The 26,636-nt window shown below is 61.4% G+C and carries 27 protein-coding genes; 19 read left to right on the top strand and 8 right to left on the bottom strand.

What is annotated here, in order from left to right:
- Positions 1 to 65 precede the first annotated feature (65 nt).
- From B0G80_RS08310 to B0G80_RS08280, 8 genes are all read right to left on the bottom strand, one after another.
- Positions 66 to 479, bottom strand: coding sequence for a hypothetical protein (locus B0G80_RS08310; protein ID WP_116117677.1), 414 nt, complete (start codon positions 477 to 479; stop codon positions 66 to 68).
- Positions 476 to 1,759, bottom strand: a complete 1,284-nt coding sequence (locus B0G80_RS08305) for a ParB/RepB/Spo0J family partition protein (RefSeq protein ID WP_116117676.1) — start codon at positions 1,757 to 1,759, stop codon at positions 476 to 478. Before B0G80_RS08305 ends, B0G80_RS08310 begins: the two co-directional genes overlap by 4 nt.
- Positions 1,752 to 2,066 carry a hypothetical protein gene (locus B0G80_RS08300; protein WP_116117675.1) on the bottom strand — a complete coding sequence of 105 codons (315 nt, stop codon included), beginning with the start codon at positions 2,064 to 2,066 and terminating at the stop codon, positions 1,752 to 1,754. Before B0G80_RS08300 ends, B0G80_RS08305 begins: the two co-directional genes overlap by 8 nt.
- Positions 2,056 to 2,301, bottom strand: coding sequence for a hypothetical protein (locus B0G80_RS08295; protein ID WP_116117674.1), 246 nt, complete (start codon positions 2,299 to 2,301; stop codon positions 2,056 to 2,058). The genes B0G80_RS08300 and B0G80_RS08295 overlap by 11 nt, the downstream gene beginning before the upstream one ends.
- Positions 2,298 to 2,474, bottom strand: a complete 177-nt coding sequence (locus B0G80_RS46760; RefSeq protein ID WP_258878862.1) for a hypothetical protein — start codon at positions 2,472 to 2,474, stop codon at positions 2,298 to 2,300. The genes B0G80_RS08295 and B0G80_RS46760 overlap by 4 nt, the downstream gene beginning before the upstream one ends.
- A gap of 177 nt (positions 2,475 to 2,651) precedes the next feature.
- Positions 2,652 to 2,837 carry a hypothetical protein gene (locus tag B0G80_RS08285; protein ID WP_116117672.1) on the bottom strand — a complete coding sequence of 62 codons (186 nt, stop codon included), beginning with the start codon at positions 2,835 to 2,837 and terminating at the stop codon, positions 2,652 to 2,654.
- A 25-nt stretch (positions 2,838 to 2,862) separates the two neighbouring features.
- Positions 2,863 to 3,069 carry a hypothetical protein gene (locus B0G80_RS45200; RefSeq protein WP_147309844.1) on the bottom strand — a complete coding sequence of 69 codons (207 nt, stop codon included), beginning with the start codon at positions 3,067 to 3,069 and terminating at the stop codon, positions 2,863 to 2,865.
- A gap of 595 nt (positions 3,070 to 3,664) precedes the next feature.
- On the bottom strand, positions 3,665 to 4,165 hold the full coding sequence (locus B0G80_RS08280; RefSeq protein WP_116117671.1) for a helix-turn-helix domain-containing protein: 501 nt from the start codon (positions 4,163 to 4,165) through the stop codon (positions 3,665 to 3,667).
- A gap of 457 nt (positions 4,166 to 4,622) precedes the next feature.
- Here B0G80_RS08280 and B0G80_RS08270 point away from each other — a divergent pair, with 457 nt between their 5' ends.
- From B0G80_RS08270 to B0G80_RS08180, 19 genes are all read left to right on the top strand, one after another.
- Complete coding sequence (locus tag B0G80_RS08270; RefSeq protein ID WP_116117669.1) at positions 4,623 to 5,138, top strand: phage regulatory CII family protein; 516 nt, start codon at positions 4,623 to 4,625, stop codon at positions 5,136 to 5,138.
- Positions 5,139 to 5,152: 14 nt separating this feature from the next.
- Entirely contained in the window at positions 5,153 to 5,515 is a 363-nt protein-coding gene (locus B0G80_RS08265) for a hypothetical protein (protein ID WP_116117668.1), read from the top strand.
- A gap of 161 nt (positions 5,516 to 5,676) precedes the next feature.
- Positions 5,677 to 8,367, top strand: coding sequence for a VapE domain-containing protein (locus B0G80_RS08260; protein ID WP_116117667.1), 2,691 nt, complete (start codon positions 5,677 to 5,679; stop codon positions 8,365 to 8,367).
- A 238-nt stretch (positions 8,368 to 8,605) separates the two neighbouring features.
- Positions 8,606 to 9,388 carry a hypothetical protein gene (locus tag B0G80_RS08255; protein WP_116117666.1) on the top strand — a complete coding sequence of 261 codons (783 nt, stop codon included), beginning with the start codon at positions 8,606 to 8,608 and terminating at the stop codon, positions 9,386 to 9,388.
- Between the two features lie 219 nt (positions 9,389 to 9,607).
- A complete protein-coding gene (locus B0G80_RS08250; RefSeq protein ID WP_116117665.1) occupies positions 9,608 to 10,363 on the top strand; it encodes a hypothetical protein in 756 nt (251 codons plus the stop codon).
- 193 nt (positions 10,364 to 10,556) lie between these two features.
- Positions 10,557 to 11,204: a hypothetical protein gene (locus tag B0G80_RS08245; protein WP_116117664.1), complete on the top strand. Its 648-nt coding sequence runs from the start codon at positions 10,557 to 10,559 to the stop codon at positions 11,202 to 11,204.
- Entirely contained in the window at positions 11,152 to 13,248 is a 2,097-nt protein-coding gene (locus tag B0G80_RS08240; protein WP_116117663.1) for a phage terminase large subunit family protein, read from the top strand. The genes B0G80_RS08245 and B0G80_RS08240 overlap by 53 nt, the downstream gene beginning before the upstream one ends.
- The gene (locus B0G80_RS08235) at positions 13,212 to 13,454 is read left to right on the top strand and encodes a phage head-tail joining protein (RefSeq protein WP_258878861.1); all 243 of its coding nucleotides are present in this window, start codon (positions 13,212 to 13,214) and stop codon (positions 13,452 to 13,454) included. The genes B0G80_RS08240 and B0G80_RS08235 overlap by 37 nt, the downstream gene beginning before the upstream one ends.
- Position 13,455: 1 nt before the next feature.
- Entirely contained in the window at positions 13,456 to 14,925 is a 1,470-nt protein-coding gene (locus B0G80_RS08230) for a phage portal protein (protein ID WP_116117661.1), read from the top strand.
- A gap of 94 nt (positions 14,926 to 15,019) precedes the next feature.
- The gene (locus B0G80_RS08225) at positions 15,020 to 17,083 is read left to right on the top strand and encodes a prohead protease/major capsid protein fusion protein (protein WP_116117660.1); all 2,064 of its coding nucleotides are present in this window, start codon (positions 15,020 to 15,022) and stop codon (positions 17,081 to 17,083) included.
- Between the two features lie 65 nt (positions 17,084 to 17,148).
- The gene (locus tag B0G80_RS08220) at positions 17,149 to 17,478 is read left to right on the top strand and encodes a DUF2190 family protein (protein WP_116117659.1); all 330 of its coding nucleotides are present in this window, start codon (positions 17,149 to 17,151) and stop codon (positions 17,476 to 17,478) included.
- Entirely contained in the window at positions 17,475 to 17,786 is a 312-nt protein-coding gene (locus B0G80_RS08215; protein WP_116117658.1) for a hypothetical protein, read from the top strand. Before B0G80_RS08220 ends, B0G80_RS08215 begins: the two co-directional genes overlap by 4 nt.
- Positions 17,783 to 18,214 (top strand): hypothetical protein, encoded by a 432-nt coding sequence (locus tag B0G80_RS08210; protein WP_116117657.1) that lies wholly within the window; start codon positions 17,783 to 17,785, stop codon positions 18,212 to 18,214. Before B0G80_RS08215 ends, B0G80_RS08210 begins: the two co-directional genes overlap by 4 nt.
- Positions 18,215 to 18,269: 55 nt before the next feature.
- Entirely contained in the window at positions 18,270 to 19,199 is a 930-nt protein-coding gene (locus B0G80_RS08205) for a hypothetical protein (RefSeq protein ID WP_116117656.1), read from the top strand.
- Between the two features lie 80 nt (positions 19,200 to 19,279).
- Positions 19,280 to 19,609: a hypothetical protein gene (locus B0G80_RS08200; RefSeq protein WP_116117655.1), complete on the top strand. Its 330-nt coding sequence runs from the start codon at positions 19,280 to 19,282 to the stop codon at positions 19,607 to 19,609.
- Positions 19,610 to 19,707: 98 nt separating this feature from the next.
- A complete protein-coding gene (locus tag B0G80_RS45750; RefSeq protein ID WP_181919928.1) occupies positions 19,708 to 19,998 on the top strand; it encodes a DUF1799 domain-containing protein in 291 nt (96 codons plus the stop codon).
- Between the two features lie 33 nt (positions 19,999 to 20,031).
- Positions 20,032 to 22,869 carry a phage tail length tape measure family protein gene (locus tag B0G80_RS08190; protein ID WP_116117653.1) on the top strand — a complete coding sequence of 946 codons (2,838 nt, stop codon included), beginning with the start codon at positions 20,032 to 20,034 and terminating at the stop codon, positions 22,867 to 22,869.
- Between the two features lie 20 nt (positions 22,870 to 22,889).
- Entirely contained in the window at positions 22,890 to 25,151 is a 2,262-nt protein-coding gene (locus B0G80_RS08185; RefSeq protein ID WP_147309843.1) for a DUF456 domain-containing protein, read from the top strand.
- Complete coding sequence (locus tag B0G80_RS08180) at positions 25,148 to 26,626, top strand: hypothetical protein (RefSeq protein WP_116117651.1); 1,479 nt, start codon at positions 25,148 to 25,150, stop codon at positions 26,624 to 26,626. Before B0G80_RS08185 ends, B0G80_RS08180 begins: the two co-directional genes overlap by 4 nt.
- The last annotated feature ends 10 nt before the right edge of the window (positions 26,627 to 26,636 follow it).

The following is a 26,636-nucleotide window of genomic DNA, read 5'->3' as shown; positions in this document are numbered from 1 at the left end:
CAGGGGCCTCGCGTCGACGTCGACTTTGCGTGCGGTGATCTGGTCCGGTTTCGTCACGACAATTCTCATACCAACGGATGCAGCGCGCGGTCGAGCTGCATTAAACCGGTTTCGATGGACAGACGAGCCTGTTCGGCCCATGTGCGGGCTTCCTGTGCTGCTTTGTGCCGGCTATAGCTGCCGACCTCGTCGCATATGACGTCGAGCAGGCCGATGTCGGCACCGTGTGCGATGTGCTGAACCAATTGGCGGAGATCGAGACGAAGGGCTGTGATCCGCGCGAGCGTGGCCAGTCGGGAATCCGACTGGCCTTCGTCCGTCTGGATCGTTTTGGCGGGCGTGAGCCCGCTGCCGTTGACGTCGCCGCTCGATGCAAGCGCCGGGACGGCGCCAGCGCGCGAAAGCCGATGGCGTTTGTCCGCTGTTTCCCGCTTACGCGGCAGCGGGCGTGGGGTAGAAGTGGCCGGGCGGACCATCATTGAACCTTCCCTCGCGCCAATTCTTCGGTCCAATCGGGGTCCGGCGCGATCCACAGTTTCTCCAGCCATGCGCGGATCGCTGGCATCTCTTTGGCGTTGCGAGTATTCCGCTGATCGAGTTGCTTCCGGAGCGACTGCACGGCACCGCGAATCGCCAGGCCGCGCGTTTTAAAGATTGCTGTGATTTCGCTCATCTTGAGCGGCCCTGAGGCGTGGCATGTGCCAACCGTGTAGGACGTGGCAAAAATCCAGCTTCCGTTTTCGGGCTGTGCTAGCCGGATCTCGACCGGAGAGTTGCCGAGGCGTTTCAGCGGAGGGCAACTGAGAGTCTCATGCGTAGCAAAAACGCCATGCTCGTTTGGCTGGTGGATCGGGTGCGCGGAGCGCTTCGTCGACACGGCGTCGAGGAGGTCGGCGTGAGGCGTCAGAGCGGCGTGCACGCCTGCAATCGTGCCGGGCGATAGCTTGCCGAACATCGGATCATGAAGGACGGACTGCAGCGCCTGCAAAAGTTGCTTTGCCTGCATTTCGGTGATCTGCCCATCTGCAATGGGCCTCGGTGCGGTCGCGGCCAGCACCTTTGCAGTAACCTTGCTCTTTCCCGATTCCTTTGCCTTCGACGCAGCGGTTTGGAGGCGCTCTAGAGCTTTCTCTCCGCCGTGTGCGCGCACTTCCTCGATAGCCAGTGTCGATGCGACAACCTTATCGCGAATCAGCTTGTGCAGAGCGACGGGCGCGTTTGCGAGCAGCAATACATCCCGGATGGTCTGGTCCGTAACGTTGAGGCGTTTGCAGATCGTGGCGTTTGGCTCACCGAGCTCCTGCAATTCGATGACCTTCTCGGCGAGTTGCAGCGGCGTCAGCTTCTCGCCGTCGTTGGTGTTAATACCGGCGTAGATCAAGTTCACGCGACTGACCGATTTGGCTTCGTCGATGACGACGGGGAGTCGGTCGATTGGCGCACCTTCCTTGATCGCGAGCAACGCGCCATGGAAGCGGTGCTGGCCGGCATAGACGAAGATTCGATCTTGGCCGCCGACCTTGCGGACGAAACAGCCAATCGGCTGTTTGCGATCGTATCCGTTCGCCTTGATGAGCTCGGCGAGATGGCGGACGCGGTCCTGATCGAGCGGGCGTACGTTGTCACGCGGGTCGTAATGAATCTCGCTCGGCGGTACGGTCCACAGATCCGACGATCCGCCGCCGGCAGCTTTGACAGCCGCCTTCGTGTTACCGGTGACAATCATTGCGTCGAGAACGAGCGGGCTGGTCTTAGCCATGATTCGCCTCCAGCGTGGACTGGATGCCGGCTACATCGGCAAACGTGGCATCCGGGGCATAGTGAAACAACGTGCCGTCAAACGGAGCGATAGTTAGGCCGGCAAGCCAGTACACGAGGCGTTCGTCCGAGCGTCGGATGGCCTGCCGCACGACCGTACCTCGCACTAGCATGTGCAGGTCCAGGCGGAGCGCATGTCGATCGGCATGTGGCAACGCGGCCTCGATATTGTCGATCGTCAGCGGATCACGCTGGCCAGCTAAGAATGCGATCAACGCTTTGCAGATCGGAGAGAGGTCATTGCGCATGGCGCCTCCCGAACAGTTTCACCAACCACACGCGCAGAAACGGCCGTGCGAAGCAGAAAGCACAGAATCCCGCGATTGCGACAACGATGAGCCTGCCGGCCGACACACCAGCGAACAGCCACAGAATTGCGTCGACCAGGCCGAAGACAAAGCCGATGTGTCGTTGCTGACGATGGCCGGTAAGAAACCACACAGCACAGCATGTGGTGATGGCGACGAGGAGGGCAAAGGTCACGCTGCCTCCTTCACGCGCAGTGCGCGCGACTTGCGCTTTTTCGCCTTCGCAATTGTAGTTGCGGCAAGTGATTCGGCCCGCTGGCGGAGATTCTTCTTGATCGCCGTCGCGCAGTCGTCCTCGTTCGGATAAGAGATCGATGTGCCGACGACCTCGGTGCCGTCGAGAATCATGTAAAGCGTGTGTACGCTGCCCGCGAGCGGTCGACGCGCGACAACATATTTGCCGACCATGACTGGCGCCGTTACGCGCGGTGCCATCGGGTCGTAGTGGAATGTCGAACGCAGACCGATGGTGTCTCGCCGCGTTGGCTCTGGCGGTGCGTTGAGTTTTGCTCTTGGCATGTGGCGTTAGTCCGTATCGCCAGCGGCAAGACGCTTGCCGTCCAGCGTTGGTTGTTTGGGCTGCGCTTGCTTTTTCCTGAGCTCGGCACAATTGGCGAGGCAGATTCGAAGCGCGGGATTGGTGATCGAGTCGACGGCAGAGCCGGGCAGATGGCGGAGGCGGTGTTCCCGAGCGATGTCGGCATCGGTCACGGGAAATCGCCGAGTCATCGAGCGGCTACACCGTGGCGCGGGCAAGCGCGTGACTTTGCGCCGTAGGTGGCGAGACCGGGATATTGATCACGATCACGATGAATGCCGCGACGAATACGCCGCGCCAAACGGCAGATTTCTCAAAGTCACTTTGCGATCGCGTCTGGCCGTTCTGCATTTCGCAAAGCCAAGCTTGGCGAGCTTGTCTGGCTTGATCGGGTAGGGAATCCATGTGATCTCCGCAACGAGACGCGCCGGAATGGCGGGCTTCGGATCTAAGTATCCCCGTAAGGATATTCAATGTCAATCCCTAAGGGGATATCCGTGGTCGGAGTGACTGAGGATTGGGCGTTTTGTCTTTGAATTTTTGCCGAAAATACCCGCTCGGGGATTGCGCCTACCCGGTTGGGTTGCCCCGTCGGAGCAGCCAGTTGACAGACAATTGACCGGTGATCATCAGGAGGCTGTCTAGCCAGGCGAGATCGTTCAGGTAAGTTGCTGCCATAAACGCGATGGCTACAAGCGGGGCAAGTTTCGCTATGCCTCGCTGATTCCGCCGCCCACGGCTCGGCGAGCTGCCGTGGTTTCGCAGGATTGCCGATAGTCGATCTAAAGAATCCGCCAATGGGATGGCCAAGTCTCTTTCGATGCCTTGAGTGGAGAATTCGATGGTCCCGTTTGGTAGGACTATGGCGAGGGCATAGGCAACGGGGGCGGCGGGATTGTCTGTGCGCGTATGACCCGTTAGGGCGTCGCGCACAGCGCGTTGGCGAGAGGCGACGTTTTGCGCGTCAGGTGAAATTGCGGAATCGGGAAAGTGGAGAACTTTACCTGACGCGTTTGCGGCCTCGATGCCCCGGAACGGCTTGGTCGTGGTTTTCATTGATGCTCAACGAGTCTTTGGAAATTGGACGTTGAGCGGCTTGACGATTGCGATCTTCCTGGTCTTTGGATTGAGTCAGCTTTTGAGAAATCGAAAGCGTCTCGCTGCTTGTCAGGTCGGGCTGGGCCATAACGAAGTCGATGTAGCTTTGGATTTTTGCCCGCTCGGTTGCGGGTAATTTCGCGAACCGCTCTCTGTCGATCTGCAGCTCTGGGCTCGCGTCCGCATCATCCAGCAAACGGCCTGGCTCAACCCCAATCGCGATTGCCAAAGCTGCCACGATGCCTATCTGCGTATCTACATTGCCCGCTAAAACGCGTGCGACGGAACTCTGTGAAATACCGGCTCTGCTGGCCAGTTTTGTCTGCGTGTCGACGGCCGGGTTCCGGCTCATGTGAGCTCGCACGTTTCCCGCCAACACTTCCCTGATCGGTTTCCTTTTCATAGGGCCAATCATGCCGAATACGGATACCCCTCGCGGGATATTTGACGGTAGCTCAACCCTTGAGTAAATATCCCGAAGAGGATATGATCGCGTCAATCTCATTGTTTGAGGAATGAAAGATGGCTCAGGAAAAAATGCTCGACGCCGTCCTGCGACAGTTGGCCGAAACACGCGGTACCTGGCCGGAAATCTCGGAGCGCAGCGGTGTGCCGTACCAGACGCTAACGAAGATTGCTTGTCGCATCCACGCAGATCCTCGTGTTTCCACAGTACAGAGTTTGTTCGACTACTTCGCTGGTCGGCCAGAACATTCATCGACGACTGAGAGCTCTCACGCGTCCCACTGACATTTCTTGCGGGTATGGCGCGAAGGGGCTCGCAAGCCCAGATGGTACGAGAGCCTTTCATCGGTAAACAGTATGGAAAACCACATTTCTAAAGAGAAACCGGAGGGCCTATGACTTGCAGATACAGCGGCACCGATTGGCTCGACGTCTTGTACACGGCCGTACGCAGTACCCCCGGCGGAGTAGCGGACGCAGCGGCATTCCTGACCAATCGTCGCGGCAAGAGCATTGGCACCGAGTCGTTGCGCCTGCGTCTGCGTGGCGAAGGCGAGAACCGCCTGTCCATGGAGATGTTCGAGTTGCTGCTCGAATGGATGGAAGAGAAGCGCCAGCCACAATACCTTGATGCGCTTTGTGCACTCAATGAGCGATTTGGTTTAAGCGCCAGCCCGGCCACAGAGCAGGACTCAAGCGGCACCGTTGAGGCTGTTGCGATCGCCGCGTCAGAAGCCGCACAGCGATCTGGCGATGTGTCGAGTGTGGTGATCGATGCAATCTCCGATGGGCGAATCACCCCACACGAGGCCGACTCCATAGCCGTGGCCGCGAGGGAAAACCAGAGATTGCTCGATCGCCTCCTGCGGACTGTGCAGGCCGTTAGCAGGATGGGACGTCGGTCAGCATGAGGTTTTGCGCCGGAATGTCATGCTGCAACCCGCACCGCGAGCGCATCGAATTGTCCTGTACCGTCAACCAGCAGCTTGCGTGCGGCATGTCCGCCCTGCAATGGATCGCCGATCGAGATCCTCAGCAGGTGCCGCAATTCCTAGCATCACTTATCAATACCTTTCCGACAAACCTCGCGCTGATTCGCCTGGCAGCATTGCGCGCGGCGGTTGTTCCTGTGTTTGTGCAGCGGGCCGCATCCATCTGCGCGGCGCTGCCGACAAAAGCCGAGCGACATGACTTCAGGCGCCAGTTGGAGGGCGGGCTCACGCCTGCCGATCTGGAGCGCTTCGATCAGCTCATGTCGACGGAATGGCGCCGCCTTCGCGGCAAGTAATCAGGGGACACCAAAGTGACTTTGAGCGGTGCGAGTTCCTTGCTTCGCCGTTGTAACCCTTCGTTCGGGCGCCTGTCGTCCGGCCCACAGACGTACGTCGCCGGTCGTGCGGTGTGGCGTGCGTTTTCCCATCAACGTGAACGCCAAAGGAGAATCAACGAATGTCAACGTTAGAGCAGATCGTTCAGCAGCTCGCGGCGGACGGTCATCCCAGGCTGCCTGACGGGCATCCGGTCGCGGACGGAAAGCCGCATCGGTATGGGGCCGGCAAGAAGTATTGGTATTCGCTGCACCTGATCGAACGTTCCGGCAAGATTCTCGGTTACACGGGCGCATTCGGGCGCTGGTCGGGCAATGACAATGGGGCGCAACCTTTCCAGTGGCATGGTGAGGCACTTACCCAGGAAGACGTCAACGCGGCACGCCAGCGTCAGCATGCGGCGGAACGGGCGGAAGCAGAGAAGAAGGCGCAAGCGGCAAAGCTCGCCGCGAATCGAGCGCGCGATCAGTGGCACAAGGCAAACGACGACGGCGTGTCCGCCTACCTCGACAGGAAGCAGATCACGCCTGAGGGCGTGCGTTTCGACGCCGAGGGCACATTGCTTGTTCCGATGTTCCAGTACACCGACACCATCCGGCTTGTCGGCTTGCAGAAGATTACGCCGGATGGCGCGAAGCGCTTCAACAAAGGGATGGAAAAGAAAGGCGCGACTTATCTGCTCGGTGACATCGGCGGGGATGACAAGGTCGCGATGATCGCGGAGGGCTACGCTACGGCCCGATCGATCCGGATGGCTACCAATGAGGCAATTCCGCTGGTGGTCTGCTTTGACGCTGGCGGCATTCTTTCGGCTGGGCGTCATTTGCGCGAACGCCATCCCGATCTCCATGTGCTGGTGTGCGCCGACGACGACTGGAAAATTGATCAGCGCCTGCGCGACTGTCTTCTGGAAGACTTCGGCTACAGCGGAGAGCTGGTGCCTGGTGGCGACGCAGTCCGCGTCGAGACGAGAAACACCTGGTACATGCTGCGTGCCGAGCGCAAACAGATCAACGGCGGCATCGAGTTCCTCGAGCTGACTATCTGGAATGACGTCATGCCGGAGCGTCGCAGACGCTTCGAGAACGCTGGACTGAAGTATGCATATGAAGCGGCCACGGACATCGGGAACGCTACAGTGGTGTTTCCGTGCTTTGCCGACCGCGGTGATCGCAAACTGACAGACTTCAATGATCTGCATTGCGCGGAAGGGCTCGAAAGCGTGCGCCAGCAGATCCAGTCCGCGCTACTCGCCGCTCTGGCGCCGGCAAAACACGATGTTCCGCTGACTGCTCTGATGCAGGACCAGTACCTTGCTGCCGACCCTTTGTATGACCGCGCAGTAGCGGTCGTGCGGAACGCGGCTCGTGCATCTGTCTCGCTTGTGCAGCGTGCATTGAGTATTGGCTTCAATCGCGCGGCGCGGCTGATCGAGCGCATGGCGGTCGAGGGCATCGTTTCGGACGAGCATCCGAATGGAACGCGTTCTGTACTGCGCATCGCGGGAGCGGAGCCCGCGATGTCCGCTGGCGCTGCAACCGGCGACGCGCCCGATCACGATGTTGAAAACGGCGCGCACACTTGGGAGCGTGATCTCGCGCGTTCCGAAAAAGGCAATTTGCTGCCCACACTCGGCAATGTGCATCTGATCCTGTCGAATCACAAGGCATGGCAGGGCGTCATTGCGCAGGATGATTTCGCCGGCCGTGTCATGAAGCGAAAGCGGCCACCGTTCGCGCAGGGCGAGACCGGTGAGTGGTCCGACATGGATGACATTCGCTGTGTGCTCTGGTTGTCGCAGAAATACGGCATCTCCGTGCGACAGGACATCGTGATGAGCGCAGTGCTGCTGGTCGCCGATGCAACGCACTTTCACGATGTACGCGAATACCTCGAGGGCGTTGTCTGGGATGGCGTCGAACGCGTGCGCAGCTGGCCGACGCGCTATATGAAAGTGGCGGACAGCGAATACGTCCAGCTGGCTGGTATGAAGTGGCTCATTGCAGCAGTCGCGCGCGTGATGCGTCCAGGCTGCAAGGCCGACAACGTACTGATTCTCGAAGGTAGGCAGGGCTGGTTCAAGTCGACGGCGCTGGAAGTGATCGCGGGCAAACCGTGGTACACGAATTCGCCGATCCGCATTGGCGACAAGGATACGTACGCCGTCATGGCTGGCAAGTGGATCATCGAGCTGGCGGAGCTCGACTCGCTCAACAAAAGCGATTCGTCGGCCGCCAAAAGCTTCTTCGCAACCGAGACGGACCGGTTTCGCAACTTCTATGGCAAGCGTGCAACGGATGTGCACCGGCAGGGTGTGTTCGCCGGGTCGGTCAACTTCGACACGTACCTCAAGGATGAATCGGGCAATCGTCGCTATTGGCCGCTTCGTGTCGGCGGCCCAATCCTGATTGACGATCTACGCCGGGACCGCGACCAGCTGTGGGCCGAGGCGGTGCATCTATACCGGCAAGGCGTGATCTGGCACGTGACGGAAGCGGAGAAGCCGCTGTTCGAAAGCGAGCAGGCTGAACGTTACGAGGGCGATGTGTACGAGGATCGCATTGCTCGCGATCTTGAGCTTCGGGGACGCGTCACGATGGAAGAGATTCTGGCTGACATCCTGAAGCTCGACACGTCCAAGTGGACGCCGCCCGAGCAGCGGCGTGTCGGCAAGGCATTGAAGTCACTCGGCTGGGTGCGCAAGCGGGAATCGACCGGTCGTCGTGAATGGTTTTACGTGAAGGAAGAGGAAGTACCGCAGCCGGCCGTTGAACTTGTAACCGCTGGTGCCGACGATGATGTGCCGCTTTGATCCTCATCATTCCCGGCGCGCTGACAGCCCATCCTCGGCGCGCGCTCGCGCCAGCTTTGGCGCGCTGCTTTCGGGGCTTTCAGAACGTCTCGTGTCCCATCGTCCCAAGCGCCCGCCTTGCGCGTGTGTGCCCACCCGCGACATGCGCGACGTGAGGGTGCGCATGTCGCGGGCGCGCACGCACCCACAAGCCTTTCCTTTGGGACATTAGGACATTGGGACAATAAGGGGGTAGACGATGATCGACCTTAAAGAGCAAGCCGGCGTGGCGATGAATGTTCGCAGTCAATTGGGCGAACCAACGGGCGATCCAAAAGTAACTTTGGGTGCACTTGCGTTCGCCGCCGAACTTGGAAGCCTGTTGTGGCGAATGAAGTACGGTCAGGACGTGAAGCAGAAGGGATTACGGCGCGCAACGCTATTGCTTGCCAACCGCATCCGCTGGTCGGGAAAGTTCGCGCGCGGAAAATTCACCGGCCTCGATCGGAAAGAGAACCGCGCTCGCCGGTCGGGGCATGAGTTCGAGCGTTCTCATGCGGATATCGTGGAGCGCCTCGCTCAACGCGCAATCGTGGAATGGGTGGCTGACCGCTGTCCGCATTGCGAAGGTCGCGGGGTATTCGGCCGCTCAGGCAAGCCTCCGTCTGCGAAAGTCATTGAGTCAGAATGTCCAACATGCCATGGTGAGCGCTCCGTCGTCGTCAGTGAGGAGCGCATTCCATTTGCCCACAATGGCCGTGCGCCTATGGTCTTTCGCGAATATCAGCGATGCGACACTTGCAACGGACGCGGATCGATACATAACGAGCAAAAGCCCAGCCGTGACGGTCGCCAGATCTGTCCGCATTGCGGCGGCACCGCGCGGTTAGCGGTCGACAACGCCGAACGTGCCCTGGCGCTCGGCGTGTCGATCGAACTCTATCGCGCGCAATGGGAGCGATACTTTCACATGGTCTTCTCGATGCTCGACAAGGTGGATGGCAGTGCGGCGGACACAGTCCGCAGGCAGATGCGAGTATGAAAATCTTGCAAATCAAGATTCGATCGAATATATTTCGCCAATCCTTTACCGAGTCACTGGATACATGGAGCGCCCGCCAGCTCGTGGCGCAACCCTCTCGGCGACATAAAAATAAAAACTGGAGCCCGTTAGGTCATGTGGAGGCGTGCGCCTTCACGAAACACAGAATCGTCAAGCCCTGATCGCGAAAGCGTCGGGGCTTTTTGCATTGGGCGCCGAATGGATAAGGTCAACGCGCAGGTTAAAGCTTTGCCGCTGTTGCAAACGCTCGAAGGGAAAGCGGGCAAACAGTTCGTGTATGCCGCTCGCAGTGCGCTCAACATCGTTGCGCAGACCATTGTTCTCGCGCAGCAACGCGAGATGCGCGACGTGTTCGATCGACCGACGACGTGGACGCTGAACTCGGTGTCCATCATGCAACGTGCCACTTCGGCGCAACCGAGTGCGCAGGTCGGGTTCCGCCAGTTCGCATACAAGGGCACACCGGCCGCTACGTACCTGCAACCTCAGGTGTTTGGTGGTTCGCGTGGCTACACGCGGTTCGAACAGATGCTCGCGCTGTCGGCCGCGTTGCCTAACGGCGACTACGTGATGCCGACGAACGCTAACGTTCGTGACGCGTTCGGCAATGTGCCGCGTGGCATCTACTCGTCGGTGGCCTCGCAGATCCGCGCGTCACGTGACAGCGCGCAGAACGAAACGGCACGCTCGAAAAGGCGCAAGCCGCGTGATCCTATCAAGGGCGTACGCTACTTCGTGGGCAAGCCCGCCGGCGGGCGGTTCGCTCTCGGCATCTGGGCGCGGTACACGTTCGGACATGGCAGCGCCATTCGTCCCGTGTTCGCATTCAGTGCGACGCCGCATTACGAAGAGCGTTACCCGTTCTATGATGTAGCGGAGCAGACCGTCGACGCGACGCTTGAACCTGCAATGCAGCAGGCGTTGATGATGGCACTGGCCACCGCGCGATGGTGAGGCGCGTGCCCGTGTCACGAGTTGTCCGTGGGGTCGTGGGTCCTTTCTGAAAGGGCGGGTATGCGGGTAATTCGAGCCCCATTACACGCGCGGTCAAAGCAACTTTTCAGGGTAGTCACTCTGGTAGTCAGGTAGTCATTATGGGGGTAGTCGGGTAGTCACCGACTGCCCCTTTTCCGTTTCTGGAGGCCGCATGGCCAAGCTTGGGCAAAGGGCGTTTGCCCGGCACATCGGCGTGACGCTGCGCGCGGTGCAGAAGGCCATCCAGTCCGGACGCATTGCTGTCGATGCAGACGGCAAGATCGATGCCGATGCAGCTGTTGCGGCATGGCGCCGCAATACCGACGAGTCGCGGCGGTCGATCACCGACCAATCCCGCCCGTCACTCGCGAATGCCGCGTTTTCAATGCCGTCTCCTCCGGCTAATCCTGACGACGATGAGGAAGACGACGACGTTCCTGCTGTCGCGAGCAAGGAAGACCCTTCGATGGTCGCCTATCGCGCTGCGCGGGCGGCGAGAGAACAGACGCGGCTCGAGCGCGAGCGCATGGACCTCGAGCGTGAGCGCGGCACGACTCTGCCGCTTGCTGACGCACAGCGCCTCGCCTTCACCGCGTTTCGCACCGTGCGCGACAACGTGATGAACATTCCTGTTCGTCTGAAAGACGCGCTTGCTGCAGAGACTGATCCGGTCAGGGTCGAGTCGATGCTCGAGGCGGAGCTCGTTCGCGCGCTTGCGTCTGTGGACGCGACGGCGCTCCTGAGCGAAAACGATATGGATGACGCCGATGGGAGCGACCGAAGCATTTCTGAAGACGATCACGGAGGCGATACGGCCTGACAGGCGCATCGGCATCGCCGAGTGGTCGGAGAAGCATCGCGTGCTGCCGGAGAGCAGCCCTGAACCCGGCAAGTGGCGGAATGAGCGCACACCGTACCTCGTCGGCATCATGGATGCGCTCTCGGGTCAGGCGAGCGCTGTAACGCGCTACGCGCATGACGATGACCGGCCGTTCGATAACAGCCGCGTGATCACTGTCGGGCTCATGAAGGGGCACCAGCTCGGCGGCTCGGCGCTGGGCGAAAACTTCATTGGTCGCTGTATCACGACGGCGGCCGGCAACATCCTCGCGGTGTTCGCGACCTACGACGACGCCGAGAAGTGGGAAATGGACCGCTTCGAGCCGATGCGCTCGTCGACGCCGGATTTGCGCCGCCGCGTGCGCGACGCGATGAAGAAGGGCAGCGAAAATACCAAGCTGCGCAAGAAATTCCCTGGCGGGCTGATGAACCTCGTCAGTGCGACGAGAGCAGGTCGCCTGAAGTCGACGACGGTGCGCTACGTGCTGCTCGAGGAAATCGACGAGTACGTGCTCAACGTCGACGGTCAGGGCAATCCGATCGAGCTCGCGAAAAACCGCACAAGTAACTTTGGTCGCCGCGCGAAAATCTTCGCCAATAGCACGCCGACCATCAAGCGCCGCTCGCAGATCGAGAAGCTATACGAGACTGGCGACCAGCGGAGGTATTTCGTCCGGTGTCCGGACTGCGGCTCGCCGCAGTTCTTCGACTGGCGCAAGGGCATGCGCCGCTCGCCGGACGATCCGGGTGTCGTGCTGTATTACTGCCAGACAGGCTGCGGTGCCGGCAATCCTGAAAGCGTCTGGAAAACGCGGGGCTATGAAGGTGCCTACTGGATGCCGACGGCGGTGGGTGATAGCAAGACGGCCAGCTTCCACCTGAGTGCGCTGTACGCGCCGCTCGGATGGCGCCCGTGGTCCGATCTTATGGACGACTGGGAGGCCGCGCAAACCGACACCGACAAGATGATCGCGTTCGTCAACAACGCGCTCGCCGAGTGCTGGGAAGACAAGAGCGCGGAGATGAAGTGGGAGACGATCAAGCGTCGTGCCGAGCCATACAAGCTGCGCACGATCCCGCTCGGCTGCCTGCTGCTGACCTGTGCGGTTGACACGCAGAACGACCGCCTGGAAGCGGAGATTTCCGGCTGGGGGCGCGGCATGCGCAACTGGACAGTCGACCACGTTGTGTTTCGAGGTGACCCGGCGTTGCCTGACGTGTGGAACCAGCTCGACAGGTATCTCGACACGCCGATCACCAATCAGTTTGGCGTGCCGATGCGCATCGAGCTGTGTGCTGTCGACTCGGGCGGCAGTCGTACGCAGGACGTGTATGACTATTGCCGGCTGCGACGCCACCGTGGTGTGTTCGCCATCAAGGGTGCGAAAGAGAAACACAAGCCGATCATCGGCCGCCCGACTGATCAGGATGTGACGGTCAAGGGCAAGACCTATCCGAACGGCGTGAAGCTCTGGCCGGTCGGCACCGACACCGCGAAGAGCCGCATCTTCGGTGCGCTGCTCGGCGACGAGGATCGCGAAGTCGTCGACCGGCGCATGCACTTCTCGGTCGATCTCGACGACGAGTACTTCGAGCAGCTCACGGCAGAGGCGTACAACCCGTCGAAAGACCGCTGGGACAAGCTCCGGAAGCGTAACGAAGCGCTCGATCTGAAGGTCTACAACTTCGCATGCGCGTATCACCCACGGTTGCGCCTGAATGCCTATCAGGACGCCGACTGGGCGGCGCTCGAAGCGGTGATCGAGCCGCGTGTGCAGGATCTTTTCGCGTCTGTTCCGGCTCATGACGTGCCGGTGCAGGTGCCGGTGCCAGTGCCGGCTCCGGAACCTGCTGGCGCGGCGGAACCGGCTGACGCGGACATTGCCGTGCTCGACATTGTTCCGGACACGGAGCTGGCGGTGGCGACGGTCGACACGGCAAGCGAACCGGCGGCGCCAGCGACCAACGCGGGTGCGACGCAGAACTCATGGATTCCACGCCGGGACAACTGGCTAAGGCGATAGATATGGCATTTAACCAGCAGAACCTCGACGCGATCGAGAAAGCCATTGCGACCGGGACGCTGTCGGTCGAATACAACGGCAAGCGCATTACCTATCGGTCCATGGGCGATCTGTTGCGTGCCCGCGATGTGATCAAAACGGACCTTGCGAAGCAACAATCGCCCGGCGTGCCGCGATCCAGCATCGCCATTTACCAACGGTTCTGACATGAAAACAAACTTTATCGACAGGGCGATTGAGTACGTGGCGCCGGGGATCGCTGCGAGACGGATGCGAGCGCGCGTCTCGATCCATGCGGCGCGCGGTTTCGACGGCGCGAAGCGTGGGCCGCGCTCGGCGGGCTGGCGTGCGTCCGGTGCAAGCTCGACGGCGGAGGTGCTGCCGGCGCTCGGCATTCTGCGCAACCGCGCGCGGGACCTGGTGCGCAACAACCCGCACATCCGGCGAGCGCTGAAGATTCTCGTGGCGAATGCGATCGGGACCGGTGTGCAGGCCAAATTCACCGACAAGGATCTTCAGAAGGTATGGAAACGGTGGATCAAGGTTTGTGATGCCGGCGGGCTGCTGGACTTTTATGGCTTGCAGGCGCAGGCATACAAGGCCCTGAAGGAGTCGGGCGAAGTGCTACTCAGGTTTCGTACGCGTCTGCCGCAGGACGGCATGGAAGTGCCGCTTCAGTTGCAGATTCTTGAGATCGATTTTCTGGATACGTTGAAAATCGGTCCCGTCGACGGCGGGTTCATTGTGGCGGGCGTGCAGTTCAACATGATCGGCCAGCGCACAGGTTACTGGCTGTTCGATCAGCATCCCGGAGAAGTGGCGCAGGTGCCGCGCAACATGATGAGCCGATTTGTGCCGGCCTCGGAAGTCATCCACCTGTTTGATGCAATCGATCGGCCTAATGCGGTGCGCGGGTTCCCCTGGCTTGCGTCTGCGATCTGGAAAGCCCGCGACCTCGACGAGTATCAGGACGCCGAGCTGGTGCGTAAAAAGATCGAGGCCTGCTTCGCGGCGTTCGTCACGTCAAGCGATGAGGGCTTTCAGGTGGGGCGCCCGAGCGCATCCACGCCGGGAGATTCCCGCCGTGTCGAGTCGCTCTCGCCCGGCATGGTCGAGTATCTGCGGCCCGGTGAAACAGTTGGTTTCTCTGCGCCTGCAACCAGCAATGACTATGAGGGGAACGTACGCGTCGACCTGCGTGCGATTGCAGCTGGCACGGACACCACGTATGAGCAGTTGACCGGCGACTATTCGCAGGTCAATTTCACCAGCGGTCGCATGGGGAAAATGGAATTCAAGCGTTTCCTCGAGCAGGACCTGTGGCTCATCTTCATTCCAATGTTCTGCGAAGCGGTCGCGAGCCGCTTCGTTTCGACGGCCTATCTTGCTGGCAGGACGAGACAGCCGGTGGCGGACGTGTCGTGGTCGCCGCAGCGCATCGAATTTATCGATCCTTTGCGCGAAGCGAACGGCATCATCGCGCTGATCGACGCCCGTCTGAAGAGCCGGCATCAGAGCATTCGAGATCTCGGCGAAGACCCGGACGAGGTCGATGCCGAGGTCAATGCAGACCCGCTCGCGATCGAGGTGCCCATCTCGGGCCGCGCACTCGACGCGAAATCGGCGCACGACGTTCTCGACCGGCTGGAGCAGATCCTCTCGGCGGTGTCGCAGTAGTTGCCGCAGTAGTTGCCGCAGTAGTCGTCGCAAAGCAACTTTGAAAACTCTGAAACGCCCGCTCTCATGCGGGCGTTTCCCATTGGAGTGAACCATGCCCGAACCCGTTAATGGTCGTCGCGGCGGTGCCGGTGCACCGTCGGCGATGCCGCTTCAAACGCGCCTGCAGCCGGTTGGAACTGTCGATGCGCAAAACCGCACGGTGGATGTCACATGGACGGCCGGTGCACAGGTGCAACGCTACGACTGGATGCGCGATCGCACCTATATGGAAGAGCTGAGCACGGAGCCGGGCGCTGTCCGGATGGACCGCCTGCGCTCTGGCAATGCGCCGGTTCTGAACGATCACGACCGCTGGGGCGGCCTCGATTCGGTGCTCGGTGTCGTGTCCAGTGCGTCGCTCGACAGCGCGAGCAGTACCGGCCAGGCGCAGCTGCGCTTCTCGTCGCGCGATGCCGTGCAGCCGTATTTTCAGGACGTGCAGGACGGCATTCTCCGCAACATCTCTTTCGGCTACCGGACGTACCGGTACGACATGATCGCGCCCGGCCAGGAGGGCAACGATCAGTGGATTTACCGCGCGACCGACTGGGAGCCGTACGAGATCTCGCTGGTGTCGATTCCGGCCGATCCGAACGCCACCGTGCGCAATGCAGGCGGCTCGCCTGACCAACGCTTTTTCCCCTGCGAATTCGTCGAGCGAAGCGCAGGGGCTTCTTCAGTCGGGGCGCGCGCCTCGCAACATAACCAAGGAGCTGTGATGCCCGGTGAAAACGAACCTCAAACCCCCGCCAACCCGTCCGGTCCGGATACCTCGGAGGCGGCACGAAACGCTGCAGCTGCGGCCCAAAGCGAAGCCGCCCGCAACGAAGGTGCAGCGGCGGAACGCCAGCGCATGATCGATCTGCGTACGGCAGTTCGCGCGAGCGTGCTCGACAATCAGGACGAGCTGCTGAACGGTTTCATCGAACGCGGTGTGACGGTGGACGCGGCACGCGCTGAAATCCTGCGCCTGCAGGCAGAGCGTTCGAACGCGAATCCGCAGCGGGGTGCGTCGAACATTGTGACGGTGACCGACGAGACCGATGTTCGCCGTGCGGCAATGACGGATGCGGTGATGCATCGCGTGAACCCGCGTCAGGAACTCAACGACGCGGCCCGCCAGTATCGTGGCATGACGCTGCGCGAGATGTGCCGTGAAGGGCTCGAAGCGGTGGGGATCGACACGCGCGGCATGGAGCTTCGCCAGCTCGCGGGTATGGCCCTCGGGCTGACCCGTGCCGGCTACAACACGACCTCCGACCTGCCGATCGTGTTCGGCAACGTGATCAACCGCACGCTGCGTGATGCCTACAGCGCTGCGCCGCGTTCGTTCACGAGCTGGGCGCGTCAGGGCACGCTGACCGATTTCCGCCCGGCCACGCGCGTGATGGTCGACGGTGCGCTGAAGCTCGAAAAAGTCAACGAATCCGGCGAGTACAAGTACGGCAAGCTGATCGACGGCGGCGAAGTGATCCAGCTCGGCTCGTACGGGAAAATCATCAGCTTCACGCGCCAGATGATCATCAACGACGATCTCTCAGCGCTGCAGCGCGTGCCGACATACTTCGGCCGCTCTGCTGCAAACCTGGAATCGGACGTGGTGTATGGCGCCCTGACGGGCAACGCCGTGATGTCGGACGGCAAGCCTATATTCCACGCGCAGCACGGCAATCTCGGTGCAGGCGGCGCAATCGCGATCGATACGCTTTCGGCAGGGCGTACCGCGATGCGCCTGCAGAAATCGCCGGGTGACGGCACGCCGTTGAACGGTGCGCCGAAATTCCTGCTGGTGCCGGCCACGCTGGAAACGACCGCCGGCCAGTTGACGAGCAACCAGTACGTGCCGAATCAGGCAAACCAGCAGAACCCGTTCTACAGCACGCTCACGCCAGTCGTCGAGCCGCGTCTCGATGCGATCAGTACGACGGCGTGGTATCTCGCGGCAGACCCGGCTGCAATCGACACGATCGAGTACTGCTACCTCGAAGGCGAGCAGGGGCTGTACACCGAGCAGGATCTCGATTTCGACGTCGACGGCCTGAAGGTCAAGGCACGGCTCGATTTTGCAGCGAAGGCCATCGACTGGCGCGGTCTTTTCCGCAATCCCGGCCAGTGAGCCGCCAGTGTGCCGGCGCCGAGCCGGTGCAGTCCTGTCTTTCTCACTTCATCAGGAACTGATCCATGAACAACTTTATCCAGAAGGGTCGCACGGTCACCGCGACGCTGGCCGCCGCGGTCACGTCGGGCCAGCTCGTGCTGCTGGGCAACGGCAAGCTGCCGGCAGTCGCCTCCGGTACATACGCTGCCAACGCCCAGGGCGAATACAACACCGGTGGCGTCTATGCGCTGCCCAGCGCGACGACCGGCGCGGCGGTGGTGGGCGACAAGGCATATTGGGACTCGACGAACAATGTCGTGACGGTCATCGCGGAAGACAACGACCCGATCGGCCACTTTGCCGCACCGAAGGCGGCGGCCGACTCCACGGCCAACGTGCGGCTCTGGCTGTGAGCGACTTCGATCTCGGTGCGCTGTTCGATGCGGCCGTCGATGCCGGCATGCTGGCCGATGTCACGGTCATCAGCGGCGCCGACGTGCCACAACCGTTCTGGGCAGACTTCCTGCAGCCTGGCTCCGACATTCTGGAGAACATGGCGCAAGCGGTCGACTACGGGATCGAATACCGCACGTCCGATGTCCCGGCCCTGCCGAAGTTGGCGGTGATCCAGATCGCTGGCCGGCGTTACGAGGTGACGCGAGCTGGGCGCCCGAAGGATGAAGCAGGGATTTTCAGCTTTGCTCCTCTCAAACGCCTATGACGACACTTCGCGAGCAGTACGTCGGCGCGTTACTCGATCTGATGGCGGCCGACCCCGGCATGCAGCAGCTCAACGTGCAGGTCGGCCGTTCCGTCGTGGATGCGCTCGATGCGCAGCACACGCTCGCGCTGATCCTGCATCTGGGCGCCGATGCACCGCCTGACCGGTCTGCGATCGGGTTCGCAACGCGACAGACCGAAATCCTCTGTACGGTCATCACGCGCGACACGACGCCGGATCAGGCGGCCGACAGCGTACTCGAGCTGGCCCATCCGATCATCATGGATTTCGACGCACCGGCGCTGATCGGCAGCGACGAAGGGCAGACGGACCCGCCCATCTTCGCGAACGTGGACGGCGAGTCCTGTCTTCGAACGGTCCATTACCTCTACACGTATCGAACGCGGTCGAACAGCCTGACTGGATAGGTCGGGCGAGCCGGAGCGCGTGTCGCCTTTTCACATTCACACAGGAATCAGGCTCATGACCAAGCGTACCCGCAAGACAGTGGTTCTCGCCGTGCTGCAGACGGCAATCGGCATTCCCGGTGTTCCGACCGGCGCCGACGATGCAATGCTCGTCAGCGACGTCAGCTCGACGCCGATTGCTGCGCAATATGCGCAGCGTAACAACGTGAAGGGCTATCTCGGCAACGACCAGCAGCTTGTGTCGGAAAAGCATGCCGAATTGTCGTTCAGCGTCGAAATCGCAGGCGGCGGCACGGTTGGCGAAGCACCCGCATGGGAGCCGCTGTTGCTTGCCTGCTCGTTTGCATCGACAGTGGTTGCCGACACCGGTGTCACCTATCACCCGGTCAGCGACGATCCCTTGCCGGCGACGATTTACTACTACCTCGATGGGTTGCTGCACAAGCTCACGAATGCATTCGGCACGGTGTCGCTCGACCTCACGTCGAACGCGGTGCCGAAGTTCAAGTTCAAATTCACCGGCGACTATGTGCCGGTGATCGACCAGGCGCTGCCGACGCCGGACTTCTCGAAGTTCAAGGATCCGCTGGTGGTCAACAACGAGAATACGCCCGCTTTCACGATGGCTGGCTATTCCGCCGTTCTCAATGCCTTCACCGCCGATGTGGCCAACACGGTCACTTATCGCAGCCTGCCGGGTGCGGCCGGCGCGTTGATCACCGATCGCAAGCCGACCGGCAACGTCGTGTTTGAGCTCGCGCGGGTGAGCGACAAGGATTACTGGAGTTCGATCGCGGGAGCGCAGAACCTCCCCCTGTCGCTGCAGCACGGTAAGGCGCCCGGCAACATCGTGACCATCGCGGCGCCCGCCGTGCAACTCACGTCGCCGTCCTATACGGACAACAACGGCATCGCCAGCCTTTCGGCGACGCTCACATTCAACACGCTGCTCGGTAACGACGAAATCTCGATCGCACTCACCTGAGCAAAGTAACTTTCCGCAGTTTTTGTCCCAGTACCTCGGGCCGCATAAGTGCGGCCCGTTTCATTTCAAAGGAGTGTTTCATGCCGATCGTTCTCGCCCGCAGCAATACCTTCAAGTGGAAATTCAAGCTGCGCGAAATCGCCGAAAGCGGCGAGGTCGTCGAGTCCGCGATAACGCTGATTGTGCGTCGTGTCGACGAGCCGGAGTTTCAGGAGCTGATCAAGGAGTCCCAGGCCGATCTGCTGAAGAAAGTTATTGTCGGCTGGCCGAGTGGTGAGGTGCTGGGCAGCGACGGCCCGATCGAATATTCCCCGGAGAATTTCGACGCGTTGATCGCCGATCCGCATCGTGTGCGGCAACTGTCGCAGGAGTATGTGCGGGCCAATGTGGCGCTGCCGGAAAAAAACTGACGGACGCCGCCCGCTATTGGGCGGGAGAGCGGCGAAACGACTTTGCTGTCGACGCCGACGTCGCTGATGCGCTCGCGGCGTTCGGCGCACCTGCTGACGTGGTCGATGTGGCACGCTCGCGTCCCGGTGAGGATGACTTCGAAGTCCTGCCCGAAAACTGGGACGCGGTGGAGGTGTTCACCTCACTCGGCACGCAGTGGAAGAAATCGGTCGTCTCATCGTTGAGTGGTGGCGGCGTCTTTTATGAGGGACTCGACTACACCGCAGTCGAGTCAGTTCTTCGCATCTTTGGCTTCAAGAGAAAGCGGCACCGCGAACTGTTTGACGCGGTCCGCGTGATGGAGCGTGCGGCGCTCGATGTTTTTTCGGCCCGCGCGTCACGAACGTAATTGCGCCGGCGGGCGCTTCTGGGGAAATGCACTATGGGAGCTTCGGCCGGAGCCATTAACGTCACCCTGACGCTCGATTCGACGCAGTATCTGGCCGAGCTGACCGAAAGCCAGAACCGGACGGTCACGACAGCCGCGCAGATTGGCGCGGCACTGTCGGCGGGTTCGTTTGGCGCGAAGGATCTGGCCGCTGCGATGCAGGCGGCGGGTGCATCCGGCGCAGGACTCGCCGGCAGCACGACGCTGCTGGCTGATGCCGAGGCGCAGGCCGCCGCTCGCATCAAAGATATGGTCGCGCGCTCGCTCGAAGCGCAGCAGGCGATGGTGCAGTTGTCGTCGGCTTCGCAGAGTGCCACGAGTAGTATCAGTACGGTGGGCGTATCGGCAGACCAGGTACGCGCCAATGTTGCGGCACAAACGCAGTCGATGATCGACGCGCAGCATGCGACTGTCGCGATGAATGATGAAATGCAGGCGTTGAGGTCGACGCTTGCACAAGGCGGCTCAGGCTTCGCAACCATTGGCGATCAGTATGCGCGCCTCGACCGTGCAATGGCGACCGGCAGGCTGTCGATGCAGGAATACGATGCGGCGCTTGCTGCCATTGGCAAGGATGAGGATGCGCGCTCGAAGTCACTCGCAGCACTCGCGGCGAAGTATGACCCGCTCGGTGCTGCCACGCGAAAGCTTGAGGCCGATCAGGCGCTGCTCGAAGATGCTTTTAGATCTGGCGCAATCTCTGCGGCCGATTACGAGCGCGCGCTGAACGGCATCAAGGCGGATCAGGCGGGCATTGGTCTTCGCCAACTCGCCCAGCAGGAGGCGCAGCTCGAAGCGTCGTTCCGCTCGGGCGCACTGGCCTCGGCGGATTTCAGGCGGGCGATGGCGGACATTGCGACCAGTCGCCAGGCGCTGACGTCGGTCGCGACCGGCGCGCAGGCTGCGGGCGCTGCCGTCGAGGGTTTCGGGCTCAAGACAGCGGGCGCGCGCAGGGAAGTGATTGTCCTCGCTCATGAGGCCGCGACCGGCAGCTGGAGCAACTTCGGCGGATCGCTGATGGTGCTCGCCGAGCGCATGGACCTGATGGAGGTCGCGACATCGGGCGCCGGGCTCGCAGTCGCCGCGATCGCCGCGCCGATCCTGCTGGCCGGTGCTGCGATGTACAAGGTGTCCGAGCAGAACGCCGCGATGAACGAGGCGCTCGTCGTGACCGGCGATTATGCGGGCGTCACGACGGAGGAACTGCGCGGCATGGCACAGGCCGCGACGGCCGGCGGAGCAACCTTCGACACCGCTGCTCAGGCAGTGACGGCTCTGGCGGCAACCGGGCGGCTGACCGGGCAAGAAATCGCCGATCTCGGGCGCACGACGGCTGACGCTGCGACGTATACGTCGATCTCGGTCAAACAGATGGTGGACGATTTCACCAGGCTCGCGGAAGACCCGGTCAAGGCATCTGTTGCGCTGAACGACCAGTATCACTATCTCACTGCGTCGACGTACGAGCAGATCGCCGCGCTCGAAAAGCAGGGCGATGCGACCGGTGCTGCGCAGATTGCCGTCGAGGCGTTCTCGAAGGCGATGGACGAACGCACGGGCGAGATCGCACGGAACGAAGGCATCATTCTCGCCGGCTGGCGTGATATCAAAAGCATGATCAACGGCGCGATCGAGGCCGTCGGTTCGTTCGGTGCGACCGCCGGGCCGGCTGAAGTCGTCGCGCGCATGCTGGCCAATAAACAGGCGCGTAATCCGCTCGGCACGTGGGACGCCAACGACGAAGCCGACCTGCAGAAGGCGATCGCCGCGCGCGATGCGGCAGTGAAAGCTGCCCGTGACAAGGCGTCGCAAAGTGAGCAACAGCAGCAGCTGATCGACGCGAAGCGGTGGTATGCAACGTGGAACGAGCAGTTTGCGACGCCCGCCGAAAAGCGCGTCAAGGCGGTCAACGAGTATCTGGACAAGACGGCTGCGCTCAATCTGAGCCCGGAGCAGCAGCTCGCCGACGAACAGAAGATCAACGATAAGGACAAGGATAAGACCGGCCGCAAGGGCGGCACGGGACTCGTCGATCGTGCCGAACTCACGGGCGAAGTGCAGGCCGTGAAAGATGAGCTTGCACAGGAACTGTCGGCGGTGGACAGTGCACGCAAGGTGCTCGACGCGCAGTACAAGGGCGGTGCGCTGTCGATCACCGACTATTACACGCTGGATCGCAATCTGCTCGCCCAGGCCGCGACCGATCATATCGACGCCGCGAACCGGGAAGCTGCGCTGATCGCGCAGGGCATGAACAACCGGAACTTGAGTGCCGTGCAGCGCGCACAGCTTGCCAATCAGGAACGCAAGGTTCTTGCTGACGGCGGCAAGGCCGTCGAGGAATTCTTCCAGAAGGTAGCGCAGTCGGCCGCGCAGGAAGACGAGGTGTGGGACAAATACGGCAAGTCCCAGCTCGATGCGATGCAGAAGCAGATCGACTCGGCGAACCAGCAGGGGCAGTCGCTGCAGGATCAGATCGACACCTTCGGCATGACGAAGGCCGCGATCGATGGCCTGAAGGCATCGCGTGCTGACGACACTGTGGCCGCGCTCGAGCAGGGGCGTGCGATGCGCTGCTGCAGGGCAATCTCGCCGACACGAAGTCGTGGGACGAAGCGATCGCGAAAGCAAAGTCACTTTCGACTGCGCTGCATGGGGTTGCGAGCGATCAGGCGACGCTCGACGATCTGGCGCAGGCAAAGAAACAGCAGGACGATCTGGTTAAGAGCTGGCAGAGCACGATTGATGGCATCGGGACCGATTTCCACAACGGTTTCCTGCAAATGCTCACGGACGGCAAAAACGGTTGGTCGAGCTTCACGAAGTCTCTGAAAAACACCTTTGAGACGACGGTGGTTGATGAGCTGTACAAGTCGTTTGCAAAGCCTTTCGTCGTCAGCGTGATCGCGCAGATTGCTGGCATTGCCGGCGGCAGCGGCGTGCAGAACTCGATCCTGCAGAACAACGGGATGGGCGGAAGCAGCACGCTGAACAATCTGCTGTCGAATCCGTACGGCACGTACAACAACCTGTCGAACGGCTATAACACCTTGATGGGGTGGATTCAGGGATACGGTGGGGCATCCACGGCGCTCGGTGCATCGGCGATCGCCGGTGCGGGCACGGGCGCATTGTCGGGTGGCGGCGTCCTGTTGGGTGGATTGGGTGGTGGCATAGGTGGAGACGCGGCCGCGAGTGCTGGCGGCTATGCGTCCGCGCTCGGCTCCAATGCCTATGGATTCACCGCAGGCGAGGCGGGCAGCGGTCTTGGTGGCACGCTTGGATCATCTGCCGGGCTGATGTACGGCGGCGCCGGCCTGCTGGGCGGTCTGGCTGGGGGCGCCCTGTTCGGGAATAAGGGGTATTCGAACCTTGGTGGATCCCTCGGCGCGATGGGCGGTCTGGCAATCGGGGCGTCGTCGGCGGTGGCTGGCACCGCAATCGGTGCGTCACTGGGCTCACTGGCCGGGCCGATCGGCGCCGTTGTCGGGATGGTATTGGGATCGCTGGTCGGCTCTTTCATCGGTGGCGGGGAGACTCGCTATGGCGCTGACTATACGATCGACAGTAACGACAACATCACCAAGGTGCGCGGCCCGTCTGGCGGAGATCCGGCTGCAACGGATGTTCAGGCCTCGATCAAAAACACGTATGACTCGATCAAGTCGCTGGCCTCGCAACTGGGCGGGTCGATCGACGGGTTGGGGCAGTATTCCGCGACATATGAAATCAGCCCGCAGAAAGGCAATTCGTTCGTGGCGGCTGGCTTCGGCGATCTGAACACCGACGTCAACCGTCAGGATCTGAATGGCGTCAAGGATTCCACGACGGTGCTGAACGACTTCAGCCTGCAGTTGCAGCGCTCCGTTGTCGACTCCCTGCAAAAGGCGAATCTGGACACGCCGTATGCCGCCGTGCTGCAGGGCGTCGATGCGTCGAAGCTGTCGGCCGATGACATCACCTCGTTGCTGAGTGAGCTTAACTCGTTGAAGACGCTTTTCGATTCCATCCAGAAGATGGGCGACGACTTCAACAATCTCAAGAACGCTTCGGTCGATGCGCAAACGGCGGTGCTGAATCTGTCCGGTGGCGTGGACTCCTTCAATACGAGCGCGACGTACTTCTATCAGCATTTCACGTCGGCAGCCCAGCAGGCCGATGATGCGTCGAAGGCCGTGACGGATCAGTTGGCCGCGCTCGGCTATAGCGGTATTCACACGCGGGATCAGTTCCGGGATCTTGTCGAGTCTCTCGACTTGTCGACGGCGGCAGGCCAGCAGGCTTACGCATCACTGCTTGCGCTGGCGCCTGCATTCGACAATGTTGTTAGCTCCTACGAATCCGCGGTGGCCTCTGCATACAGCACCCAGTCGCAGGCGCTGCAATCGTTCAAGGATCAGGTCGACCAGTTTCGCCAGTCGCTCACAACTGGCGATCTGTCAAGCGCGTCGCCGGAGCAGGAATACGCAGAAACGCGCCAGCGCTTCGAGGATATGTATGGCAAGGCGATCGGCGGGGACGCCACCGCGCAGGCCGGCCTCACCTCGGCCGCACAGGATTTCCTTAATGCGTCGAAGGCGTACAACGCGAGTTCGGGCCAGTATCAATCCGACCTTGCGGAAGTCATTCAGTCGATGGACTACGCCAGCTCTTCAGCGGACGCCCAGCTCGATCAGTTGAAAGAGATGGTAAAGGGCATCGTCGACGTGAACACGTCGGTGCAGACCGTGGCCCAGGCGATCGCAAGTCTGCAGGCATGGACGTCGGTCAACGGCTCGCATGCGTCCGGTCTTTACCGCGTGCCGTTCGACGGTTATATCGCCGAACTGCACGCGGGCGAACGGGTGCTTACCGCGAATGAAGCACGATCGCTGGATGCGCGCTCGCCCGCCATGCAGGCGGTCGATTTCACGCGATACCAGTCGAGCGCCAACGATCCACTGCTGCAGGAGCTGAAGGCATTGCGGGAGCAGAACGCGAAGCAGGCGGAAGCAATCGCAAAGTTACTTGCCGCACAGCTCCAGCAGGCCGACGCGATCGCGCGCGACGGGTCGGAAAAAATGGACCAACAGACTGCGGTGCTGCAACAGCAAAGGAGGCCAGGCCAGCAATGATCATCGCAATGGAGGCAGATGCATATCACCTGCCGACCGGGCAGGTGCATACCTGGTATTTGTCGGAGGCCGGCTTCATGACGCGGCCTGACGACGTGCCGCCGAACGTCTATTTCGAGCCGGTTATCAAAACAGCGCCCACGCTTGACCGGCTGCTGTTCGATGGGGCGGCGACGTTTGGTGCGACAAAGGTGACCGTCGGCAATGTGCTGCTGGTGAATCAGGATGGTCATCTCGATGATCTGGCCACCGACTATGCGTTCTCCGGGCGGCGTTTCGCCGTCCGGATGGGCGAGCTCACCGTGCCGTACTCGCAGTGGGCGGTGGTGATGACCGGCACGCTGTCGGACGTTTCAGTGCAGGACACCGGGCTCTCGGTCGTGATTGAGGACAGGCTCGCCGACCTGACGATCGCCAATCGTCCCAAATATCTTGGCAATAACGTGCTGCCATCGGGAATAGAAGGCACGAAGGATGATCTGAAAGGGCAGTTCAAGCCGCGTGTCTATGGGTCAGTGCTGAACGCCACGCCAAAGTGCGTGAACACGTCGAAGCTGATCTATCAGGTCAGCGACGCAGCGTGCGCCGTGACTGCTGTGTATGACAACGGCGTCGCGCTCACGCGTGGCGCGGACTATGCGAGCACGGACGACATGCAGGCAACGGCGCCAGCGCCCGGGCAATTCCGCTGCACAGTTGGCTTCTTCCGGCTCGGCAGTGCGCCCGCTGGCACGGTCACCTGCGACGCACAGGGCGTGCGCACCAGTGCCGCAGATCTGCTCGTCGCCATCGCGCGTGACGCAGGTGTGCCCGACGCGGACATTGTGATGACGGATGTCGCCGCGCTTGATGCATTGAACAGCGCGGTGACTGGCGTTTGGGCTGATGCGGATGCGACGCCGCAATCGTTGATGGACACGATCGCGGGCTCAATCGGCGCGTGGTACGGATTCGACCGTTTGAGCCGTCTGCGTATGGGGCGGCTCGACGCGCCAGCGGGCACGCCAGTCGTCGCGTGGGGCCAGGAAACGCAGATGGCGCTGACCGTCCGTGCTGCGGGCGTGCCGGCGTGGAGCGTCGCTGTGAACTATGCGCGCAACTACACAACACAGACTGACGTTGCTGCGGCGTCAGCGCGGACGGTAGCGTGGCTCGCGCAGGAATACCGAACGTCGACCAGCGAAGACCCGGCAATCAAGGTGCCGTGGCCGCACGCGGACGAGCTGAGCTTCGATACAGGGCTCGCGAATGAACTGGACGCCGTTGCGGAATCACAGCGGCGTCTTGCTTTATACGGCGTGCGGCGTCTCACGCTCGACATCGACGTGCCCGTAACCGAGCTTGGCGAAGTGGATCTGGGGGACGTCGTGGCACTCGATACCCCGCGCTTTGGACTGCACGGCCGGCTCTTTCGCGTGATCGGGGTCAATACTGGTTTCACTCACGGCCGCGCTGCGCTCGTGCTGTGGGGCTGAACCGTAACAA

The organism is Paraburkholderia sp. BL6669N2 (assembly GCF_003387275.1).
In the GTDB taxonomy this organism is placed as follows: domain Bacteria; phylum Pseudomonadota; class Gammaproteobacteria; order Burkholderiales; family Burkholderiaceae; genus Paraburkholderia.
The sequence above is the reverse complement of the archived record's forward strand: the minus strand, read 5'-3'. Positions and strand labels throughout refer to the sequence as shown.

What these genes read in the sequence shown, in the direction of transcription:
- B0G80_RS08260 (WP_116117667.1), top strand. Translation starts at nt 5,677, where the DNA reads ATGTCAACGTTAGAGCAGATCGTTCAGCAGCTCGCGGCGGACGGTCAT.
- B0G80_RS08300 (WP_116117675.1), bottom strand. Translation starts at nt 2,066, where the DNA reads ATGCGCAATGACCTCTCTCCGATCTGCAAAGCGTTGATCGCATTCTTA.
- B0G80_RS08250 (WP_116117665.1), top strand. Translation starts at nt 9,608, where the DNA reads ATGGATAAGGTCAACGCGCAGGTTAAAGCTTTGCCGCTGTTGCAAACG.
- B0G80_RS08305 (WP_116117676.1), bottom strand. Translation starts at nt 1,759, where the DNA reads ATGGCTAAGACCAGCCCGCTCGTTCTCGACGCAATGATTGTCACCGGT.
- B0G80_RS08240 (WP_116117663.1), top strand. Translation starts at nt 11,152, where the DNA reads ATGGGAGCGACCGAAGCATTTCTGAAGACGATCACGGAGGCGATACGG.
- B0G80_RS08190 (WP_116117653.1), top strand. Translation starts at nt 20,032, where the DNA reads ATGGGAGCTTCGGCCGGAGCCATTAACGTCACCCTGACGCTCGATTCG.
- B0G80_RS08265 (WP_116117668.1), top strand. Translation starts at nt 5,153, where the DNA reads ATGTCATGCTGCAACCCGCACCGCGAGCGCATCGAATTGTCCTGTACC.
- B0G80_RS08235 (WP_258878861.1), top strand. Translation starts at nt 13,212, where the DNA reads ATGGATTCCACGCCGGGACAACTGGCTAAGGCGATAGATATGGCATTT.
- B0G80_RS08210 (WP_116117657.1), top strand. Translation starts at nt 17,783, where the DNA reads ATGACGACACTTCGCGAGCAGTACGTCGGCGCGTTACTCGATCTGATG.
- B0G80_RS08200 (WP_116117655.1), top strand. Translation starts at nt 19,280, where the DNA reads ATGCCGATCGTTCTCGCCCGCAGCAATACCTTCAAGTGGAAATTCAAG.
- B0G80_RS08270 (WP_116117669.1), top strand. Translation starts at nt 4,623, where the DNA reads ATGACTTGCAGATACAGCGGCACCGATTGGCTCGACGTCTTGTACACG.
- B0G80_RS08205 (WP_116117656.1), top strand. Translation starts at nt 18,270, where the DNA reads ATGACCAAGCGTACCCGCAAGACAGTGGTTCTCGCCGTGCTGCAGACG.
- B0G80_RS08245 (WP_116117664.1), top strand. Translation starts at nt 10,557, where the DNA reads ATGGCCAAGCTTGGGCAAAGGGCGTTTGCCCGGCACATCGGCGTGACG.
- B0G80_RS08255 (WP_116117666.1), top strand. Translation starts at nt 8,606, where the DNA reads ATGATCGACCTTAAAGAGCAAGCCGGCGTGGCGATGAATGTTCGCAGT.
- B0G80_RS08280 (WP_116117671.1), bottom strand. Translation starts at nt 4,165, where the DNA reads ATGAAAAGGAAACCGATCAGGGAAGTGTTGGCGGGAAACGTGCGAGCT.
- B0G80_RS08310 (WP_116117677.1), bottom strand. Translation starts at nt 479, where the DNA reads ATGATGGTCCGCCCGGCCACTTCTACCCCACGCCCGCTGCCGCGTAAG.
- B0G80_RS08230 (WP_116117661.1), top strand. Translation starts at nt 13,456, where the DNA reads ATGAAAACAAACTTTATCGACAGGGCGATTGAGTACGTGGCGCCGGGG.
- B0G80_RS08180 (WP_116117651.1), top strand. Translation starts at nt 25,148, where the DNA reads ATGATCATCGCAATGGAGGCAGATGCATATCACCTGCCGACCGGGCAG.
- B0G80_RS45200 (WP_147309844.1), bottom strand. Translation starts at nt 3,069, where the DNA reads ATGGATTCCCTACCCGATCAAGCCAGACAAGCTCGCCAAGCTTGGCTT.
- B0G80_RS46760 (WP_258878862.1), bottom strand. Translation starts at nt 2,474, where the DNA reads ATGATTCTCGACGGCACCGAGGTCGTCGGCACATCGATCTCTTATCCG.
- B0G80_RS08225 (WP_116117660.1), top strand. Translation starts at nt 15,020, where the DNA reads ATGCCCGAACCCGTTAATGGTCGTCGCGGCGGTGCCGGTGCACCGTCG.
- B0G80_RS08220 (WP_116117659.1), top strand. Translation starts at nt 17,149, where the DNA reads ATGAACAACTTTATCCAGAAGGGTCGCACGGTCACCGCGACGCTGGCC.